The sequence below is a fragment of the Allobosea sp. GW823-FHT02B03 genome (genome assembly GCF_058797755.1).
In genome coordinates, this window is the sequence record NZ_JBXAJY010000002.1 from 432,974 (window position 1) to 446,927 (window position 13,954).

Below are 13,954 nucleotides of genomic sequence, written 5' to 3' on the forward strand. Positions count from 1 at the left end.
CCCTCCCCCCCCCCCCCCCCCCCCCCCCACACCGGCCTCGAAAGCGGCAATATGCCGGACCGACCTACTCGGCCGCAGCCTGCGCGTGCATCCGCGCACCGCGCGCGATCAGCTTGTTGAGCGCCACCAGATAGGCCTTGGCGGACGAGACCAGCGTGTCCGGATCGGCGCCACGGCCGGTCACGGAGGCACCGTTCTGCGACAGGCGCACCGAGACCTCGGCCTGTGCATCGGTGCCTTCGGTGACGGCGTGGACGTCATAGAGCTCCAGCCGCGCCTCATGCGGGACGATCGCCTTGATCGCGTTGAAGACGGCGTCGATCGGGCCGTTGCCCTCCGCCTCCTCGGCCACGATGCGCCCCTCGACATCGAGCTTCATCATTGCCCGCTGCGGGCCGCGCGTGCCGGCGATCACCGTCAGCGAGACCAGCTTCACCCGGTCATGGGCGGTAGCGATGTTCTCGTCGACCAGCGCCTCGATATCCTCGTCGTAGACATGCTTCTTGCGGTCGGCCAGCGCCTTGAACCGGGTGAAGGCGTCTTCCATCTGGTTGTCGCCGAGATCGTAGCCCATCTCCTTCAGCTTGGAGCGGAAGGCGGCGCGGCCCGAATGCTTGCCCATCACCAGCGAGGTCTTGGTCACGCCGACCGATTCCGGCGTCATGATCTCGTAGGTCTGCTGGTGCTTCAGCATGCCGTCCTGGTGGATGCCGCTCTCATGGGCGAAGGCGTTCCGGCCGACGATCGCCTTGTTGTACTGCACCGGGAAGGAGCAGGCGGTCGAGACCGCCTTGGAGGCGCGGGTCAGCATGCTGGCGTCGATGCCACTGTCATAGGGCAGCACGTCGCCGCGAACGCGCAGCGCCATCACCACCTCTTCCAGCGCAGCATTGCCGGCGCGCTCGCCGATGCCGTTGACGGTGCATTCCACCTGCCGCGCCCCGCCCTCGATGCCGGCCAGCGAGTTGGCCACCGCCAGGCCGAGATCGTTATGGCAATGCACCGAGAAGATCGCCTTGTCGGCGTTCGGTACGCGCTCGCGGATCTGGCGGAACATGGCGCGGTACTCGTCCGGCGTCGCATAGCCGACGGTGTCGGGCAGGTTGATCGTGGTCGCGCCGGCCTTGATCGCGGTCTCGACCGTCCGGCAGAGATAGTCGATCGGCGTGCGGGTCGCGTCCATCGCCGACCACTCGACATCCTCGACCAGGTTGCGCGCCTGGGCGACGGTCTTGGTGATGATCTCCAGCACCTCGTCCTCGGTCTTGCGCATCTGATGCTGCAGATGGATCGGCGAGGTCGAGACGAAGGTATGAATGCGCGGCTTCACAGCATGGCGAACCGCCTCGCCGGCACGCGCGATGTCGGCGCTGATCGCGCGGGCGAGCCCGGCCACGGTCGCGCGCTTGATCCGCCTCGCGATCTCGGAAACCGCCTCGAAATCGCCGTCCGAGGCGATCGGGAAGCCCGCCTCGATGATGTCGACGCCCATGGCGTCGAGGCAGTCGGCGATCTCGAGCTTCTCCTCGAAGGTCATGGTCGCACCCGGGCATTGCTCGCCGTCGCGCAGGGTGGTGTCGAAGATCAGGACCCGTTCCTTGGACGAGGCGGATTTGCTGGAGACGGTCATGCTGCTGTTCCTTGGCTCGGAACGCGCCGCTATTCGATTTCGCTGGCGCGGAGGGTCTGGGTTTCGGTTCTCGTCACTCCCCTGAGCGCCCAGGCATGCATGCCCGGTCGGCCCTCAGGGGCTGGTAAGGAGAAGAAGCTGACCAAGAGCGAGAGGAGCGCGCATGCCGGCGGCCCGCGCGATCGCGCGGTTCAGCGTCAGGGCATGGGTGGCAGATGCGGCCACAGGCGTTCCTCTTCGAATGAGGCTGTGTAACCGATTTGGCTGCGCCTGCGCAAGGCGGGAGTGCAGACGCAATCAGCGGGTCGCGGAAGCCTTTTCCTTCAAGGTCCGCAGCCCGGCCAGCGGCGCAGGCCAGAGCTGCAGGCGGTAGAAGTCGTCTCCCTCCAGACCGTCCTCGCAGGGGCTGTCGAGGCCGACATAGGAAACCCGCAGCCTGTAGGGGCCGGGCGGGAGCGAAAGCCGCGCCGCATCCGGCAGGGCGTCCGTGCAGCCGAGAATGGCGATCCGCCCCGAGCGGACCGTGAGGGAGCATTCGTTGACGAGATCCCATTCGTGGAAATCGTCCTCCGGCTCCTCGCCATGGAGCGAAACCGCGACGGGCACCGCCATGTTGCGGACCGTGCCGATGCCGACGCTGCAATCGCCCACGGCGATCAGGCGCTCGACGGCCTCGTCCGTCCAGAGCGGGCCGAAATCCTCATTCGCCGCCTCGTCCTCGACGTAGAACTGGAAATAGTCGGCGAAGACGGCGAGTTCGAGCTGGGCTTCGATGGTCATGGCGGCAGCATCCGGCAAACTGGTGACGAGACTGTGTCCAGCGGGCGCCGCGCGATTGGCTGCCGGGCCGGAATCGGTCATGCTCTCCGCGATACCGCTTCGGAGCCGACCATGCGCGCTGGACTTCTCGCAACCGCCCTTTGCCTCGCGCTCGCCGCCTGCCAGACCGCCGGGCCGCCGCCCGCCCCCTCGCCCGAGCAGGCGCCCACCGGGGTGACCCCGAACACCTTCCGCATGCCGACCGGCAGCGGTTGCGGCGGCGAGATCGAGCGCTTCCAGGCGGTGGTCGACAACGACGTCCAGACCGGCCACACCACCCGCAACGTCCATGTCCGCGTCAGCGCCGAGATCGAGAAGGCCCGCGCCACCTGCTCCGGCGGCAATGAGGCCGGCGCCCTGTCCCAGCTGCGCGCGACGAAGTCGAAGTTCGGCTATCCGTGAAGGACACCGCCGTCATGCTCGCCCTTGTGGCGAGCATCCGCGTTTGACCATCGCATTGCATCAAGAAGGACGTGGATGGTCGGGACAAGCCCGACCATGACGAGCCGAGCCCGTGCTACGCCGCCAGCCCCCGCTTCTCGAGCAGCGCGTCCGGCGTCGGCAGGCGCCCCCTGAAGAGCGTATAGGCCTCGGCCGGGTCGCGCGTATCGCCGGCCGAATAGATGTAGCGCCGCAGCTTCTGCGCCAGCTCCGGCGCAAAGACATCACCCGCCTCGATGAAGGCGTTGAAGGCGTCGGCGTCCATCACCTCCGACCAGAGATAGCTGTAATAGCCCGCAGAATAGCCGTCGCCCGAGAAGACGTGGCTGAAATGCGGGGTGCGGTGGCGCATGGTGATCTCGGCGGGCATGCCGATCCGGGCGAGCTCGGCCGCCTCGAAGGCGAGCGGATCGACCTCTGCCGTTGCTTCCAATGAATGGAAGGCGAGATCGACAAGCGCCGAGGAGGTGTACTCGACGGTAGCGAAGCCCTGGTTGAAGGTCTGCGCCTTCTTGATCTTCTCGATCAACGCCTCCGGAATCGGCTCGTCGGTTTCGGCATGCAGGCAGAAGCGCTGCATCACCTCCTTGGTCAGGAACCAGTGCTCGTAGAGCTGCGAGGGCAGTTCGACGAAGTCGCGCGAGACCGAGGTGCCGGCGAGCGAACCGTATTTCACGTCCGAGAGCAGGCCGTGCAGGGCGTGTCCGAATTCGTGGAACAGCGTGCGCGCATCATCGATCGAGAGCAGTGCCGGCTTGCCCTCGGCAGGCTTGGCGAAATTGCAGACGTTGACAATGATCGGCCGGACCTCGCCATCGAGGTTGCGCTGGCCGCGATAGGCGCTCATCCAGGCGCCCGAACGCTTCGAGGGCCGGGCGAAATAGTCGCCGAGGAAGAGGCCGATATGCCGGCCGGACGCGGCCTCGGTCACCTCCCAGATGCGGACATCGGGGTGATAGCCGGCGAGTTCCGGCTTCTCGGTGAAGGCGAGGCCGAAGAGCTTGCCCGCCGTGTCGAAGGCTGCGGCGATGATGCGGTCGAGCTGGAGGTAGGGCTTCAGCACGGCTTCATCGAGCGCATAGGTCTTCTGACGGACCTTCTCGGAATAATGGCGCCAGTCGGACGGACGGATCGGCCCGTTCTCGCCCTCAGCCTGGGCCAAAGCGGCAAGGTCGGCGGCTTCCTGCGCCGCACGCGCCTTGGCCGGCTTCCAGACCAGTTCGAGAAGTTCGCGGACATTGGCCGGCGTCTTCGCCATGGAATCGTCGAGCTTGAAATGCGCGAAGGTCGGGAAGCCGAGCAGATTAGCCTTCTCGGCCCGCAGCTTGACCATCTCGGCGACGATGGCGCGGTTGTCGGTCGCGCCGCCATTCTCGCCGCGTTTGCTCCAGGCGAGGAAGCTCTCCTCGCGCAGGTCGCGCCGCGTCGAGAAGGTCAGGAAGGGCTCGATGATCGAGCGCGACAGCGTCACCGCATGCTTGCCATCCTGGCCGCGATCGGCTGCCGCGCGCGCCATGGCGGCGACGACAAAGGGCGGCAGGCCGGCGAGATCCGCCTCGTTCTCCAGCACCAGCGCGTAGCTCGCCTCGTCCTTGAGCAGGTTCTGGCCGAAGCTGGTGCCGAGGCCGGCGAGCCGTTCGTTGATCGCCGCGAGCCGCGCCTTGTCCTCCGCCCCGAGTTCCGCGCCGGCGCGGACGAAGCCGCGATGCGTGCGCTCCAGCAGGCGCATCTGCTCGGCGTCGAGGCGAAGGCTCTCACGCTGGCGGAAGACTGCGTCGACCCGCGCGAACAGCCCCTCGTCCATCATGATCGCCGACCAGTGGCGCGACATCACCGGCGAGATCTCGCGCTCGATCGCCTGCAAGGCGTCGTTCGTATCGGCCCCTGCGAGGTTGTAGAAGACGCCGCCGAGGCGGCTCATGCCACGGGCCGAGCGCTCCAGCGCCTCGATCGTATTGGCGAAATCGGGCGCCGCCTTGTCGGCCTTGATCGCCTCGATCTCGGCCCGGTGTTTGTCCAGCGCCGCCGGATAGGCCTCGTGGATATGCTCGGGGCGGATCGCGGCGAATGGCGGCAGGCCGAAAGGCGTCTCCCAGAGCTGCCCGAAGGGATTGCCGGCAGGCAGGTTCAGGGCTTCGGATGCGGTCATGAACTGGCCTTTCAGCGTTGCTGCGTCAGTCGAACGGGCCCCCTTCGCCCCGATGGGAGACGCGGCGCCGTTCCAACGACGTTTTCCTGGGAAGGATCAGGATTGTCGCCCGAAGATATGGGCGAGGTAGCCGATCATGAAGGGGGGCATGTCGTAATCGCTGCAATCGGCGAGATTACGGACGATCACGATGTCGGAAAGCTCGGGCTCATGCTGCGCCGCGATCCGCTCCAGCATCAGAGCGCGCGCCGCCTCGGCCGGCAGGTCGATCCGGACCGGGCGCATGAAGGCGACGCGGCCGGGCACGATCACTGCGTCCCAGCTCTGCTCCACCACGACTTCATCGAGCGAGAGGCCGGTCTCCTCGCAGAGCTCGCGGGTAGCGCTGCCGGCGAGGTCGACGCTGCCATCGGGCAGGACATCCTCATGGTCCGGTGTGCCCGCGGCGAAGTAGACCCTGCCGGCATTGGCGGTGCGCTCCCCCATCCGGCCGAGCAGGAAGGCGCCATCGGCTGCTCGCAGCGCCGCCATGGCGAATCCGTTGCGGATAGCCGGCGCCGGCAAGCCGAGACCGAGCCATGCCAGGAAAGCCGCGTAGTCGGCGCCGAAGTAGCCGGCCTGGAAGACGCCATCCTCGATCGCCGCCCGGTGCTGCAGCAGGATGCGGCCGTTGAACATGGTCGGCTTGCCTGCGCTGACCTTCGCCCAGTGCTCGGCGACCTCATCGGCGCGCTCGGTCGCGAAGCTCCAGTCATAGGGTTCCACCCGGGCTTCGACGCGCCGGAGCGCAACGATGCTGCCATCCTCGACGCCATTCACCGCCCGAATCTCCTCACAGCAGTTGTCCCTCGCTCATCACCACCGCCGCCCCGCCGATCGTGGCCGAGACGAGCACGCCATCAGCGATCCGCAACCCAAGCTCGATCTGCGAGGGCCGACCGATCTCGTAGCCCTGCTCGATCACCAGGCGATGCTCGCCATCGCCTGGCTTCTCGAAGCGCATCACCGCCCCGGCGAAGGCGGCAACGGCCGAGCCGGTGGCGGGATCCTCGACGACGCCCATGCCGGGCGCGAACATCCGCGCATGGAAATGGTGGCCCGCCTCGACCGTCTCGCGGCAGTAGACGAAGGCGTTTTCTTGTCCCGCCGGCCGCATCGCCTGCGACCAGAGGCTGGTGTCTAGCCGGATGCCGGCAAGGGCCTTGCGCGACGCCACCGGCACCAGCGTGAAGCCGAGCCCGGCCGAGAACACGCTCGGCACATGCCTGTCGAAGCCGATGTCGCGGCGGTCGAGCCCGAGCGCCCCGGCGAGCAGCGGCCAGGAAGCGGCCGGCTCGACCTCATTCGGCAGGCGCGGCAGGGTGAAGGTCGCGTGGCCTGCCCGCGCCGTATTGCGACGGACGGCGCAGGGCACGACGCCGACCTCCTCCTCCAGCACGAGCAGCTCCGCGGACCGCCCCTCGGCCGCATCGCGCAAGGCGAGCAGCACCGCGGTCCCGACGGTGGGATGGCCGGCGAAGGGCAACTCCCGTTCGGGCGTGAAGATGCGGATGGCGGCCCGGTGCGAAGGATTTGATGGCGGCAGGACGAAGACCGTCTCGGAGAGGTTGAACTCGCGGGCGATCGCCTGCATCGCCGCTGCCTCGAGCCCTTCGCCGTCGAGCACCACGGCCAGCGGATTGCCGGCATGGGGGCGCGCGGCGAAGACGTCGAGCGTAATAAAGCGGCGCGGCATCAAGGTGTTTCCTGCGATTTCGGGATCGTCAGCTCGATCGTCAATGGACAATGATCCGAGGCCTTCGGCCGGTCCCAACCGACGCGGGGATAGCGATCATTGGTCAGGGCGAGCTTGCCCATCGAGCGGTCCGCCTCACGTGGATCGAGCGGCACGCGGTAGGGCAGACCGCGCCGGATCAGCTGGATCGCCGGCTCGGGATTCGCCGCCGCCAGTGCCGGCGAGAGCAGGATATGATCGAGCGGCATGTGGCTTTCGAGCAGCTTCTGGTGCGTTTCCGACCAGTAGCGCCGGAAATGTGTCCAGCGTTCGTGCGGCGGCAGTGCCAGCATCGGATCGACGGCGAAATCGTCGAGCAGGGGCTCGATCCCGCTTTCCCCCTCGTCCGTCGGCTCCGCCAGAGGGCCGAGCCCGATGCGATAGGCGTTGAGATCGCCGAGGATCGCCCAGTTCGCCTCGCGCCAGCCGCTGCCGAACCGGGCCTCGATGATGCGTCTCACCGCCAACGCTTCGGCGCGCCGGATCGGCAGCGTCGCCTGCCTGCCATCGTCGCGGCCATTGTTCATCGACTTGAAATGGCAGCCGAACAGCGTCAACTCACGGTCGCCGAAAGCGAGCGTCACCGAAAGGCAGTCGCGCGCGAAAACCTTGTCGCGCGGGCCGATGCCGAAGGCGGCGACCTCCGGCGAGAAGGCCTCCGCCTCGGCGAAGCTCATTTCCCGATGCGAGCGCACCGTGACCTGCTGCGGCGCCACCAGATCGCGCCGGGCAGCGAAGCCGATATCGATGCTGCGGCGATCATTGCCGTCGATCAGCGTGAAATGGCCATAGCGATGATCGGCGATGCGGTGGACATAATTGGCGAAGAAAGCCTGCAGGCTGGCGAGCGAGTCGACCTCCTGCAGCATCCAGATGTCGGCATTGGCCTCGGCAATGGCGAGAGCCGTCATCTGGCGCTTGTCGTCCTCCAGCGCCACCGCCAGCGAGCGCTCGACCGCGTCCCGCTCATCGGCGCGTGGGAAGTGGAACAGCGACATCGCCGCCGCCGTCTCGGTGCGCCCGCCCGGCTCGAAACGATGGCGTGTCAGCAGGTTCTCGACGTTGAAGGTGCCGAGGCGCAGCCGCATGCTTTCAGACCGCCTCGGGCACGAACTGATGCGAGGGGGTGACGAACTCGTCCTGCGCCGCGACGGTCAGGATTTCGCGCGAGCCGGCATCCTTGGTGCGCTTGAGCAGTCCGTAGATTGAGGACGAGGCCTTGGCGAGCGCGCTCGCTGCCGAGCCGTCGCGCAGATAGTGCACGTAGAACAGGGCGGCGATCGCATCGCCGGCACCATTGACGCTGATGTCGATCTTCGGCGTGCGAACCCGGAACGTGCCCTGCCCATCGGCGGCCATCAGGTCGATCGCATCGTCCGGCGTCTCGTCGGTGATCAGCGAGGTGACCAGCACGACCGTCGGGCCGGCATCGCGCAGCGCCTCGACGGCGCGATGGGCGTCGCCGATGGTCCTGACCTCGACATCGGTCAGCAATTCCAATTCGAACTGGTTCGGCGTCACGATGTCGGCGGCCGGCACAGCCTGCTCGCGCATGAATTCGGGAATGCCAGGACGCACGAAGATGCCGCGCCCGACATCGCCGATCACCGGATCGCAGCAATACATCGCCTTGGGATTGGCGACCCGCACGCGCTCCACCGCCGAGAGGATCGCATGGCCGATATCGGCCGAGCCCATATAGCCCGACAGCACCCCGTCGCAGGCCGGCAGGACGCCGCGCTCGGCGATCCCTTCCATGACCTCGTCGATCATGCCGCCATCGAAGACACGGCCTTTCCAGTCGCCATAGCCGGTATGGTTCGAGAACTGCACGGTATGAATCGGCCAGACCTCGACGCCGAGCCGCTGCATCGGGAACACGGCCGACGCATTGCCGACATGGCCATAGGCGACATGGGACTGGATCGAGAGGATGTTCATGGGCATGGGGCTCGCGGCGGGAGGGCATGATCTACCCGCTCACGACCCGGCTCGGCAAATCGAAAGCGACAACAGCCCAAGCCGGCGCGTTCCTAGACCGACAGGCGGGCGACGCCGGCGGTGTCGGTGAACTGCGTCACGCTCGCCACCTTGCCGTCGGCGACGGTGATGAGGTCCATGATCTCGAAGGAGCCGGTCCGGCCTGTCGGCAGGCACACGACATCGGCGCGCCAGTGCAGCGTCGCCCTGTCGCCCTCGACCATCAGCGCCAGTTCCTCGATATTGCTGAAGACATAGGTCGCGATCAGCCCGGCCATCTGCTCGCGTACCGCGGCGCGCCCGTCGGGCTGCACGAAGACCTCGCAGGCTTCCGGGCCGCCCGCGAGGCGATAGCTGCACTCTTCGTGGAAATGGCTCATCAGCCCATCGAGATCGCCACGATGGCGGGCGGCGTAGGCACTCCGGATGAGGTCGGCGACGGCGGTGCGCTCGATCATGTCGGCTCCCCTTACGTCAGGACGATACTCTGACCGGACTGTCGGGGAGAGTCCATATTCCATTTGCACGGGCAGGCGCCGGCCCGGCCCTCAGCTCGAATGAACCGGCTCGGCATTGGCGATGGCGGCCATCGCCGTTTCCAGCTCATAGCGCAGGCCGACGCTCCGATAGTCCAGCGTGACCTTGCCCTGGAAGTCCTGCGCCACCACCCGCTCGAGCAGACGCGAGCCGAAGCCCTTGCGGGTTGGCGCGCTCGCCGGCGGACCGCCGCTTTCGTCCCAGCCGAAGACGAAGCACTCCTCGCTGTCCGGCGCACCAATTCCCCAGCCGATGGCGACCTGGCCGCCCTCGCAGGATAGCGCACCGTATTTTATCGCATTGGTCGCGAGCTCGTTGATCGCGAGCGCCAGCGTCAAGGACTGCTTCGCGCCGAGTTCCAGTGCCGGGCCGCTGATCACGATGCGCCCTTCGGCGATGCGATGCGGCGCCAGGGCACCTTCGATCACCGCGCGGATCGGCGCGCCGCTCCAGCTCGATTGGGTCAGGATCGTATGCGCCTCACCGAGCGCGGCCACCCGCTCGCCGAAGGTCGCCTGCGCCTCGTCGAGCGAGTTCGCCGAGCGGAAGGTCTGGTTGGCGATCGCACCGATCATCGCCAGCACGTTCTTCATCCGGTGCGCCAGCTCGGCGTTGAGCAGGCGGGAGTTGCGCTCCGACTGCATCTTCGCCGTGGTTTCGACGACGGTGTCGATCATCCCGAGGACGGCGCCGTTCTCGTCGCGGATCGGGCTGTAGCAGAAGGTGAACCAGGCGCGCTCGGGATGGCCGTAGCGATCGACGACGAGGGGAAAATCCTCGATGAAGGTCGCTTCGCCCGCATAGGCCTTCTCGACCAGCGGACCGATCTCCTGCCAGACCTCGGCCCAGACCTCGCTGAACGGCTTGCCGAGCGCCGGTGGCTTGTCGCCGAGGATCGCCCTGAAGGCGTCGTTATGGATGGTGATGAGCTCGGGGCCCCAGACGATGCATTTCGGAAAATGCGAATTGACCATCATCCCGACCGCCACCCGCAATGCGGCGGGCCAGCTCTCCGGCGGTCCAAGTGTCGTCGTCCAGTCATGAGCTGCGATGGCCGCCGCCATTGCGCCGCCGCCATCGAGAAACCGTCTGCTATCGTTCAAATGTCACCTGGGATGGCGACCATCGTCGCCTGAGGGAGTGCTTGCTCCCTATTGAAAGCATTGCGCGACCGGCGGCAAGCGGCTTCCCCTCGCCGCCGGTCGTGATGCCGTCCGGACTAGGAGCCGGCGCCCGCCTTCTTGGCGAAGGTATCGATGAAGGTCTTGCTCAGGTCGACATTCGAGGTCGCCAGCTCGGGATCGAGCAGCTTCAGCGAATCGTACATGCTCTTCATCGCATCCGGGGTCGAAATGCCGGTCCGCGAATAGCTCTCCTGCGAGTTCTTCACCGCGCGCAGATAGAGCGGCTTGTCGCCGAGATGGTATTCCGCCGGAACGAGATCGGCGACATCCTCGGGCTTGGCCGTCTCCAGCCATTTCAGCGACTTCATCAGCGCGTTGACCAGCTTCTGCGTGGTCACTGGGTTCTTCTCGGCGAAGTCGTTCTTGAGATAGAGCACGGCGGCCGGGTTCGCGCCGCCGAACAGCGCCTTGGTGCCGGCTTCGGTGCGCGTGTCGATCAGCGCGACGACATCGCCATCGGCCTCGAGCTTCGAGGTCACCGGGTCGAGATGCGAGATCAGGTCGACCTGCTTCTGCTTGATTGCCGCGACGGCGCTCGCCCCGGCGCCGACGCCGATGATCGGCGCATCCGTCGCCTTCAGCCCGGCCTTGACCATGGCGTATTGCGCGGTCAGCGCCGTCGATGAGCCCGGCGCGGTGACGCCGATCTTCAACCCCTTGAAATCGGCCGCGGTCTTGACCTTGTCGGCGAGGTCCTTGCGCACCGCGATGGTGATCGCCGGGAAGCGCCCGAGCTCGATCACCGCGCGGATGTCCTGCCCCTTGGCCTGCATGCGGATGGTGTGCTCATAGGCACCCGTCACGACGTCGACCGAGCCGCCGACCAAGGCCTGCAGCGACTTCGCGCCGCCGCCGAAATCGTTGATCTCGACGTCGAGGCCTTCATCCTTGAAGAAGCCCTTCTTCTCCGCGACGGTGAGCGGGAGATAGTAGAGCAGCTGCTTGCCGCCGACGCCGAGGGTCAGCTTGGGTTTCTCGGCGTTCTGGGCGAGCGCATGGGCGGAAAAGCCGAGCGCGGTGGTGAAGGCGAGCGCGGCGAGCGCCGTGCGGCGGGAAAAGCTCATGGGGTTCCTCCGGGTTGTCTTTGAGCGCTTCTGAGGCGGCTTCGGGCTGAACGATAGGCGGTATCAACGGCTTGCGGCAAGCGTCTGCGCTCGGTGTCATGTCGGGCACAGTTCGCGGAAGCGCCGGACATGGGCGTCGACGGCGGCAAGGTCGAAGGAAGCGGTGTAGCGTTCGCGGACGACGAAGCCGATCCAGGGCGATTGGAGCAGCGGCCCGAAGGCCGCGATCGCGGCCCGCCCACCGAGCGTGAGATACTCGTCGCTCGCATCCATCCGTCGGGTGACGTCGGCCGCACGATCCCGGGACATCGCGACATTCTCGCCTTCGATGCTCCAGATCGCGCCCGCGCCGAGATCGAGGGCGACGCCTAAGGTCCCGGCCTCAGCGACGCGGCAGGAGAACAACAGCATCAGATCGCGGCCATCGGCCGACCGGCTGGTAAGGACCAGCCGATGCCGGTTCACTCCGGCCCGGCCTTCGACATTGACCTGCAGCACGGCCTTGGTCTCGGCGGCAGCGCTTGCTACCCCGCCGGGACCCGCCAAAGCGAGCAGGACCGCCCATGCGGCCGTCCGCGCGGTCACCTGTCCGCCGCTCACGTCGTCGTCGAACTCTGCCCGGGGCGCCAGACCAAGAGGCGGTTCTCGACCATGGTCACCAGCGAGTCGATCAGGATCACGAACAGCGCCAGGATCAGCATGCCCGAGAATACGCCGGTGACGTCGAAGACGCTCTCGGCCTCGTGGATCTTGTAGCCGAGCCCGGCCGAGGAACCGAGATACTCGCCGACCACCGCGCCGACCAGCGCGAAGCCGACCGAGGTGTGGAGCGAGGAGAACATCCAGGTCAGCGCCGAAGGCCAGTAGACATGGCGGAAGAGCTGGCGCTCGTTCATGCCGAGCATGCGGGCATTGGCGAGCACGGTCGGCGAGACCTCCTTCACGCCCTGGTAGACGTTGAAGAAGACGATGAAGAAGACCAGCGTGAAGCCGAGAGCCACCTTCGACCAGATGCCCAGCCCGAACCAGAGCGCGAAGATCGGCGCCAGCACGACGCGCGGCAGGGCGTTGGCCGCCTTGATGTAGGGGTCGAACACGGCCGCCAGCAGCGCGTTCCTGGCGAAGGCGAAGCCGAAGAAGATGCCGGCCGCCGAACCGATGACGAAGGCGAGCACCGTCTCGGTCAGGGTGATGCCGAGATGCCAGTAGATTTCGGTGCCGGTTAGCTGCTTCCAGGTCCGCGCCAGCACGTCGATCGGCGTCGAGAAGAAGAAGCGGATCGTCTTGACGTCGCCGAAGATCGGGAAGTTGCTGATGACATGCCAGATCGCCAGCGCGACGATCATCACCAGGATTTGCAGCAGAAGCAGCTTGAGCCGGCTCACGGGCTCCCCTCCCCGACCAGTTCCTTGCCCTCGCCCATGGCGTAGGCCTTCTGCACCTCGACCCTGAGCGACGACCAGATGTCGCGGTGGATCTCGTGGAAGGCCTTGTCCAGCCTGATCTCGGCGATGTCGCGCGGCCGCGGCAGCGGCACCTTGTAGTCGGCGACGATACCGGCGGCCGGACCGGCCGACATCACCACCACCCGGTCGGAAAGCGCGATCGCCTCCTCGAGATCATGGGTGACGAAGATCAGCGCCTTGCGATCCTTCGACCAGAGATCGAGCAGGAGATTGCCCATGATCTGGCGGGTCTGCGCGTCGAGCGGCCCGAAGGGCTCGTCCATCAGCAGAATCTCGGGATCGCGGATCAGCATCTGCGCCAGCGCGACGCGCTTGCGCTGGCCGCCCGACAGCATGTGCGGATAGCGCTCGGTGAAGGCGCGCAGGCCGACGCGCGCCAGCCAGTCGCGGGCCCGCTTGTCGGCCTCGGCATCGGAGACGCCCATCGGCTCCAGCGCCACCTTGACGTTGTCGAGCGCCGTCTTCCACGGCATCAGCGCGTCCTGCTGGAAAAGATAGCCGGCGCGGCGGTTGAGCCCGGAGAGCGGCTTGCCGAAGATGTCGACCTTGCCGGCCGAGGGCGTGAGCAGGCCGGCGGCGGCGTTGAGCAGGGTCGACTTGCCGCAGCCGGTCGGCCCGACCACCGAGACGAATTCGCCGCTGGCGACGCTGAGGTCGATCGCCTTGACCGCCTGGTATCGCGTGCCGCCCTGCAGGTGGAAGGTGATGTCCAGCCCCGCCAGGCGGACGGCCGGTGCGGGAGCGGCGCTCCCCTCGCCCGCCGTCTCCGGCGGGCCGTCTTTAGGCTGCATCAGTCTCGTTTCCCCCGCCGGGCATGGCGCCGCGCTCCGCAAGCACCGGATTCCCGGTCGATTTTTCCGTTCGCGGAAGAGTAGGCGATCATCCGACGAAGGCAACCCGTACGATATGC

The 13,954-nt window shown here is 66.9% G+C and carries 14 protein-coding genes; 1 reads left to right on the forward strand and 13 read right to left on the reverse strand.

Features of this window, described 5'->3' with window-relative positions:
* Nucleotides 1-64: 64 nt before the first annotated feature.
* Together AC1REK_RS06960 and AC1REK_RS06965 are read right to left on the reverse strand one after the other, a co-directional pair.
* Nucleotides 65-1,630 carry a 2-isopropylmalate synthase gene (locus AC1REK_RS06960; protein WP_492268589.1) on the reverse strand — a complete coding sequence of 522 codons (1,566 nt, stop codon included), beginning with the start codon at nucleotides 1,628-1,630 and terminating at the stop codon, nucleotides 65-67.
* Between the two features lie 297 nt (nucleotides 1,631-1,927).
* Entirely contained in the window at nucleotides 1,928-2,410 is a 483-nt protein-coding gene (locus tag AC1REK_RS06965) for a hypothetical protein (RefSeq protein WP_327524725.1), read from the reverse strand.
* Between the two features lie 111 nt (nucleotides 2,411-2,521).
* Here AC1REK_RS06965 and AC1REK_RS06970 point away from each other — a divergent pair, with 111 nt between their 5' ends.
* Nucleotides 2,522-2,851: a hypothetical protein gene (locus tag AC1REK_RS06970; RefSeq protein WP_327524724.1), complete on the forward strand. Its 330-nt coding sequence runs from the start codon at nucleotides 2,522-2,524 to the stop codon at nucleotides 2,849-2,851.
* Between the two features lie 115 nt (nucleotides 2,852-2,966).
* Here AC1REK_RS06970 and AC1REK_RS06975 read toward each other — a convergent pair whose 3' ends face one another.
* From AC1REK_RS06975 to AC1REK_RS07025, 11 genes are all read right to left on the reverse strand, one after another.
* Nucleotides 2,967-5,039, reverse strand: coding sequence for a M3 family metallopeptidase (locus AC1REK_RS06975; RefSeq protein WP_492268588.1), 2,073 nt, complete (start codon nucleotides 5,037-5,039; stop codon nucleotides 2,967-2,969).
* A 96-nt stretch (nucleotides 5,040-5,135) separates the two neighbouring features.
* On the reverse strand, nucleotides 5,136-5,858 hold the full coding sequence (locus tag AC1REK_RS06980) for an NUDIX hydrolase (protein WP_492268587.1): 723 nt from the start codon (nucleotides 5,856-5,858) through the stop codon (nucleotides 5,136-5,138).
* 13 nt (nucleotides 5,859-5,871) lie between these two features.
* Entirely contained in the window at nucleotides 5,872-6,774 is a 903-nt protein-coding gene (locus AC1REK_RS06985; protein ID WP_492268586.1) for a PhzF family phenazine biosynthesis protein, read from the reverse strand.
* Entirely contained in the window at nucleotides 6,774-7,901 is a 1,128-nt protein-coding gene (locus AC1REK_RS06990; RefSeq protein WP_492268585.1) for an endonuclease/exonuclease/phosphatase family protein, read from the reverse strand. The genes AC1REK_RS06985 and AC1REK_RS06990 overlap by 1 nt, the downstream gene beginning before the upstream one ends.
* A gap of 4 nt (nucleotides 7,902-7,905) precedes the next feature.
* Nucleotides 7,906-8,754 carry a pyridoxal kinase PdxY gene (gene pdxY / locus AC1REK_RS06995; protein WP_492268687.1) on the reverse strand — a complete coding sequence of 283 codons (849 nt, stop codon included), beginning with the start codon at nucleotides 8,752-8,754 and terminating at the stop codon, nucleotides 7,906-7,908.
* A gap of 92 nt (nucleotides 8,755-8,846) precedes the next feature.
* Nucleotides 8,847-9,251 carry a nuclear transport factor 2 family protein gene (locus AC1REK_RS07000; protein WP_492268584.1) on the reverse strand — a complete coding sequence of 135 codons (405 nt, stop codon included), beginning with the start codon at nucleotides 9,249-9,251 and terminating at the stop codon, nucleotides 8,847-8,849.
* A 90-nt stretch (nucleotides 9,252-9,341) separates the two neighbouring features.
* Entirely contained in the window at nucleotides 9,342-10,394 is a 1,053-nt protein-coding gene (locus AC1REK_RS07005; RefSeq protein WP_492268583.1) for a sensor histidine kinase, read from the reverse strand.
* A gap of 155 nt (nucleotides 10,395-10,549) precedes the next feature.
* The gene (locus AC1REK_RS07010) at nucleotides 10,550-11,578 is read right to left on the reverse strand and encodes an ABC transporter substrate-binding protein (protein ID WP_316017442.1); all 1,029 of its coding nucleotides are present in this window, start codon (nucleotides 11,576-11,578) and stop codon (nucleotides 10,550-10,552) included.
* Between the two features lie 96 nt (nucleotides 11,579-11,674).
* On the reverse strand, nucleotides 11,675-12,163 hold the full coding sequence (locus AC1REK_RS07015) for a hypothetical protein (RefSeq protein ID WP_492268582.1): 489 nt from the start codon (nucleotides 12,161-12,163) through the stop codon (nucleotides 11,675-11,677).
* A gap of 11 nt (nucleotides 12,164-12,174) precedes the next feature.
* Nucleotides 12,175-12,963 (reverse strand): ABC transporter permease, encoded by a 789-nt coding sequence (locus tag AC1REK_RS07020; RefSeq protein ID WP_492268581.1) that lies wholly within the window; start codon nucleotides 12,961-12,963, stop codon nucleotides 12,175-12,177.
* Nucleotides 12,960-13,835, reverse strand: a complete 876-nt coding sequence (locus tag AC1REK_RS07025; RefSeq protein ID WP_492268580.1) for an ABC transporter ATP-binding protein — start codon at nucleotides 13,833-13,835, stop codon at nucleotides 12,960-12,962. Before AC1REK_RS07025 ends, AC1REK_RS07020 begins: the two co-directional genes overlap by 4 nt.
* Between the last annotated feature and the right edge of the window lie 119 nt (nucleotides 13,836-13,954).